The 5,200-nt window shown below is 66.7% G+C and carries 4 protein-coding genes; 1 reads left to right on the top strand and 3 read right to left on the bottom strand.

Features of this window, described 5'->3' with window-relative positions:
- On the top strand, positions 1-429 hold a 429-nt coding region (locus AC1DQP_RS16120), incomplete at its 5' end, for a sugar phosphate nucleotidyltransferase (protein WP_478052000.1).
- Positions 430-665: 236 nt separating this feature from the next.
- Here the strand turns inward: AC1DQP_RS16120 and AC1DQP_RS16115 are convergent.
- The 3 genes from AC1DQP_RS16115 to AC1DQP_RS16105 all read right to left on the bottom strand — a co-directional run bounded on the left by AC1DQP_RS16115 (position 666) and on the right by AC1DQP_RS16105 (position 5,046).
- Positions 666-1,874, bottom strand: coding sequence for an acetyl-CoA C-acyltransferase (locus tag AC1DQP_RS16115; protein WP_457320646.1), 1,209 nt, complete (start codon positions 1,872-1,874; stop codon positions 666-668).
- Between the two features lie 92 nt (positions 1,875-1,966).
- Positions 1,967-4,339 (bottom strand): 3-hydroxyacyl-CoA dehydrogenase/enoyl-CoA hydratase family protein, encoded by a 2,373-nt coding sequence (locus AC1DQP_RS16110; RefSeq protein ID WP_478051999.1) that lies wholly within the window; start codon positions 4,337-4,339, stop codon positions 1,967-1,969.
- A gap of 44 nt (positions 4,340-4,383) precedes the next feature.
- Positions 4,384-5,046, bottom strand: a complete 663-nt coding sequence (locus AC1DQP_RS16105; protein WP_256773962.1) for a TetR/AcrR family transcriptional regulator — start codon at positions 5,044-5,046, stop codon at positions 4,384-4,386.
- Between the last annotated feature and the right edge of the window lie 154 nt (positions 5,047-5,200).

Raw genomic sequence — 5,200 nt, 5'->3', positions numbered from 1 at the left:
AACCAGGCCACCGGCGCGAGCATCATCGCCGTCGAGGACGTCCCGCGCGACAAGACCGGCAGCTACGGCATCGTCGCCACCGACACCTTCGATGGCCGCCAGGGTCGGATCAGTGCGATTGTCGAGAAGCCCAAGCCCGAGGACGCGCCGAGCGACCTGGCCGTGGTCGGCCGCTACGTACTGAGCCCGAAGATCTTCGAGCTGCTTGAAGCCACCGGCACCGGTGCAGGTGGTGAGATCCAGCTGACCGACGCCATCGCCGAGCTGCTCAAGAGCGAGCGCGTGGACGCCTTCCGCTTCGAAGGCACCCGTTTCGACTGTGGTACCCACCTGGGTCTGGTCGAAGCGACCATCCGCTTTGCGTTGAACAACGAGAAGCTGGCCGGACCGGCGCGCGAGATGCTGAAGAAGGCGCTCGCCGACAGCTGACCGGTAGCGCCGGGCCATGCCCGGCTGAACGTCGCGCCGGGCGATACCTGGTTGACCGTTGAAACGGGCGTGGTGATGTTGCCGAGCATGGCTCGGCACTACGCACGGATTTACGGTCACGGTAAACATAAAGAAGGGCAGCCTCGCGGCTGCCCTTCTGCGTTCAGCGCATCGACCACCGGTCGATGCCTGCTCCGGCGACGGGTGCCGGCGCTAGGCCGGCACCGACGGATGCATCACAGCGACTCGAAGATACCGGCCGCACCCATGCCGGTGCCGATGCACATGGTCACCATGCCGTACTTCTGCTGGCGACGGCGCAGGCCGTGCAGCAGGGTGGCGGTACGGATCGCGCCGGTCGCGCCCAGCGGGTGGCCCAGGGCGATGGCGCCGCCCAGCGGATTGACCTTGGACGGGTCCAGGCCGCAATCGCGGATGACCGCCAGCGACTGCGCGGCGAAGGCTTCGTTGAGCTCGATCCAGTCCAGCTGGTCCTGGCTCAGGCCGGCCTGCTTGAGGGCCTTGGGAATCGCGGCGATCGGGCCGATGCCCATCACTTCCGGGCGCACGCCAGCCACCGAGAAGCTGACGAAGCGGGCCAGCGGCGTCAGACCGTAGTCCTTGATCGCCTGCTCCGAGGCCAGCAGCACGGCGCCGGCGCCGTCGCTCATCTGCGAGGAGTTGCCCGCGGTGACGGTGCCGCCGGACTGGCCGTTGCGGAACACCGGGCGCAGCTTGGCCAGGCCTTCGGCGGACGAATCCAGGCGCGGGCCTTCGTCGGTGTCGACGATCCTGTCACGGGTGATGATGCGGCGGCCGTCGGCCAGGTCGGGCTGGCGGGTGCGCACGTCGTAAGGGCTGATCTCGTCCTTGAAGTCGCCGTTCTGGATCGCGGCGATGGCCTTCTGGTGCGAGGCGAGGGCGAAGGCGTCCTGCTCCTCACGCGAGACCTTCCATTCCTCGGCCACCTTCTCGGCGGTGATGCCCATGCCGTAGGCGATGGCGACGTGGTCGTTGTCGAATACGCTCGGGGCCATCGCGATCTTGTTGCCCATCATCGGCACCATCGACATCGACTCGGTGCCACCGGCCAGCATCAGGTCCGAATTGCCCAGGCGGATCTGGTCGGCGGCCATCGCCACGGCCTGCAGGCCGGACGAGCAGAAGCGGTTGACGGTCTGCGCGGCGATGGTGTCCGGCAGCCCGGCCAGCAGCACGCCGATGCGTGCCACGTTCATGCCCTGCTCGGCCTCGGGCATCGCACAGCCGATGATCGCGTCATCGATGCGGTTGACGTCCACGCCCGGCGCCTGCGCGACCACGGAACGGAGCACGTGGGCGAGCATGTCATCGGGACGGGTATTGCGGAACATGCCCTTGGGCGCCTTGCCGACCGGGGTGCGGGTAGCGGCGACGATGTAGGCGTCCTGGATTTGCTTGGTCATTGCAGTGATCTCTTCAAATAGGGGGACAGGCGTGCCGGCCAGGGGCCGGCACCAGGCGGGCGCGGACGGCGTCCGTCGCGCCCGTGACGCCATCAGTTACGCAGCGGCTTGCCGGTCTTGAGCATGTGCGCGATGCGGGCCTGGGTCTTTTCCTGCTGGGCCAGTTCGACGAAGTGCTTGCGCTCCAGGGTCAGCAGCCATTCCTCGTCCACCAGCGTGCCGCGATCCACTTCGCCACCGCACAGCACGGTGGCGATGCGCACGGCGATCTCGTAGTCGTACGGGCTGATGAAACGACCTTCTAGCATGTTGACCAGCATCATCTTGAAGGTGGCGATGCCGACGTCGCCGGCAACCTGGATGCGGCGGGCCGGCATCGGCGGACGGTAGCCACCTTCGGCCAGCGCCAGCACTTCGGCCTTGGCGATATGGAGCGCTTCGAAGCTGTTGAACACGACCTTGTCGGTCGCGCGCATCAGGCCCAGTTCCTTGGCGTTGACCGCCGAGTTGGAGACCTTGGCCATGGCCACGGTTTCGAAGGTTTTCTTCAGTTCGGCGAACACGTCACCGCCCGGACCGGCGGCCTGCGAGGCACGCACGGCCAGTTCCTTCAGGCCACCACCGGCGGGCAGCAGGCCGACGCCGGCTTCGACCAGGCCGATGTAGCTTTCCAGCGCGGCCACGCTCTTGGCGCTGTGCATCTGGAATTCGCAACCACCGCCGAGGGCCAGGCCGYGCACGGCGGTCACCACCGGCACCAGCGAATACTTGATCGCCTGGCTGGTGCGCTGGAAGTTGTGCACCATTTCTTCGAACTGCTCGACCTTGCCGGCCTGCAGCAGGCCCAGCGCACCGGCCAGGTCGGCACCGGCGGAGAAGGGTTCCTTCTGCTGCCAGATCACCAGGCCCTTGAAGTCCTGCTCGGCGCGCTTGATCGCTCCCTGCAGGCCATTGAGCACGTGGTCGGAGACGGTGTTCATCTTGGTCTTGAAGCTGACCACGGCGATGCCGTCGCCGTCGTGCCACATGCGCACGCCGTCGTTCTCGAACACGGTCTCACCCGGGCTGAAGGTTTCACCCAGCAGCGGATCGGGGAAGCGCTGGCGCTGGTACACCGGCAGGGCCGAGCGTGGCAGCTTGGCGTTGCGCGACGGGCTGTAGCTGCCTTCGGCGGCATGCACGCCGTCGCGGCCATCGAACACCCAGTCCGGCAACGGCGCGTTGCTCATGCTCTTGCCGGCGACGATGTCATCGGCGATCCACTGCGCGACCTGCTTCCAGCCGGCGGCCTGCCAGGTTTCGAACGGGCCCAGCGACCAGCCGTAGCCCCAGCGGATGGCCAGGTCGACGTCGCGCGCGGTTTCGGCGATGTCGGCCAGGTGGTAGGCGCTGTAGTGGAACAGGTCGCGGAAGGTCGCCCACAGGAACTGCGCCTGCGGGTGCTGGCTCTCGCGCAGCTTGGCGAACTTCTCGGCCGGGTTCTTGATCTTCAGGATCTCGACCACTTCCGGCGCGGCGGTGCGGTCGGCGGCGCGGTAGTCCTGCTTTTCCAGATCAAGGACGACGATGTCCTTGCCGACCTTGCGGAAGATGCCGGCACCGGTCTTCTGGCCGAGCGCGCCCTTGGCGATCAGCGCGTCCAGCCACTTGGGCGATTTGAAGAACTCATGCCACGGATCGTTGGGCAGGGTGTCGCCCATGGTCTTGATCACGTGCGCCATGGTGTCCAGCCCGACCACATCGGAGGTGCGGTAGGTGGCCGACTTCGGGCGGCCCACCAGCGGGCCGGTCAGGCCGTCGACTTCGTCGAAGCCCAGGCCGAATGCCTGCGTGTGGTGGATGGTGGACAGGATCGAGAACACGCCGATGCGGTTGCCGATGAAGTTCGGGGTGTCCTTGGCGTACACCACGCCCTTGCCCAGGGTGGTGACCAGGAAGGCTTCCAGCCCTTCCAGCACCGACGCATCGGTGGTGGTTGCCGGGATCAGCTCGGCCAGGTGCATATAGCGCGGCGGATTGAAGAAGTGCACGCCGCAGAAGCGGTGGCGCAGCTGCTCGGGCAGCACGTCGGCGAGCTTGTTGATGCCCAGGCCGGAGGTGTTGGAGGCCAGCACGGCGTGATCAGCCACGAACGGGGCGATCTTCTTGTACAGGTCCTGCTTCCAGTCCATCCGTTCGGCGATGGCTTCGATGATCAGGTCGCAGTCCTTCAACTGCTCCAGGCCCGTCTCGTAGTTGGCCGGGGTGATCGCCTCGGCGTAGGACTTGCTCGCGAGCGGGGCAGGGCTGAGCTTGCCCAGGTTGGCGATTGCCTTGAGCACGATGCCATCGGCCGGACCTTCCTTGGCGGGAAGATCGAACAGCACGGTGTCGACGCCGGCATTGGTCAGGTGGGCCGCGATCTGGGCACCCATGACACCGGCACCCAGTACGGCGGCGCGGCGGACTGGCAGGGAATTGGACATGTCGATAAGCCTTTGGTTGTCTGGAAGCCGGGCAACGCCCGGCTCTACGGGGTGGAGAGGGAGGTCGTCGGAGCGTCGATGACCGCGCTGGCGCGGAAACCGGCTTCGGCGAAATGGATCAGTTCGCGGGCGGCATGGGCACGATGCGCCGCTTCGGTGACACCGGCGGGTCGCTTGATCAGGCCGAAATCGGCCATCGCATAGGTCAGCGACCCGGCCAGGAAGTCCAACCGCCAGTACAGCTCTTCCTTGCTCAGCTCCGGCACGCAGGCCGCGATGGCCTTGCCGAAATCGCGCAGTACATGGCCGTAGTGGTCGGAGAGGAACTTGCGCAGGTTGTCGTTCTTCTCGGCATAGGCGCGGGCGATGACCCGCACGAAGGCGCCGCCGGTCTGGCGGTCCTGGGCCATCGCCAGCGCCGGTTCGACGAACGCGGCCAGCACCGGGCGCAGCTGGCCGGGATGCTCGCGGCGGGCGCTGTCCAGCTGGGCCAGGCGGGCGGCGGTCATCTCGTCCATGCGACGACGGAACACCTCGTTGACCAGGTTTTCCTTGGACCCGAAGTGGTAGTTGACCGCCGCGATGTTCACGTCGGCCTGGCTGGTGACCTGGCGCAGGGAGGTGCCGGCAAAGCCATGCTGGGCGAACAGCTCCTCGGCCGCGCCGAGAATGCGGTCCTTGGTGGAGAAATGAGCGGGCTTGGCCATGGGGCGGGCAGAGYTCAATCAAACGATTGTTTGATATTAGACCTGGGGCTGCGCTGGCGCATTGTGCGGCGCAGCAGAAACGGGCGTTCGTTCATCCGCCCCTCCCGGTAGTGCCGGCCGCTGGCCGGCAACCACGCCATTGCCTGAACCTGTC

This window comes from Stenotrophomonas sp. P5_A8 (genome assembly GCF_056400545.1).
This window is presented reverse-complemented; position numbering and strand designations above follow the sequence as displayed.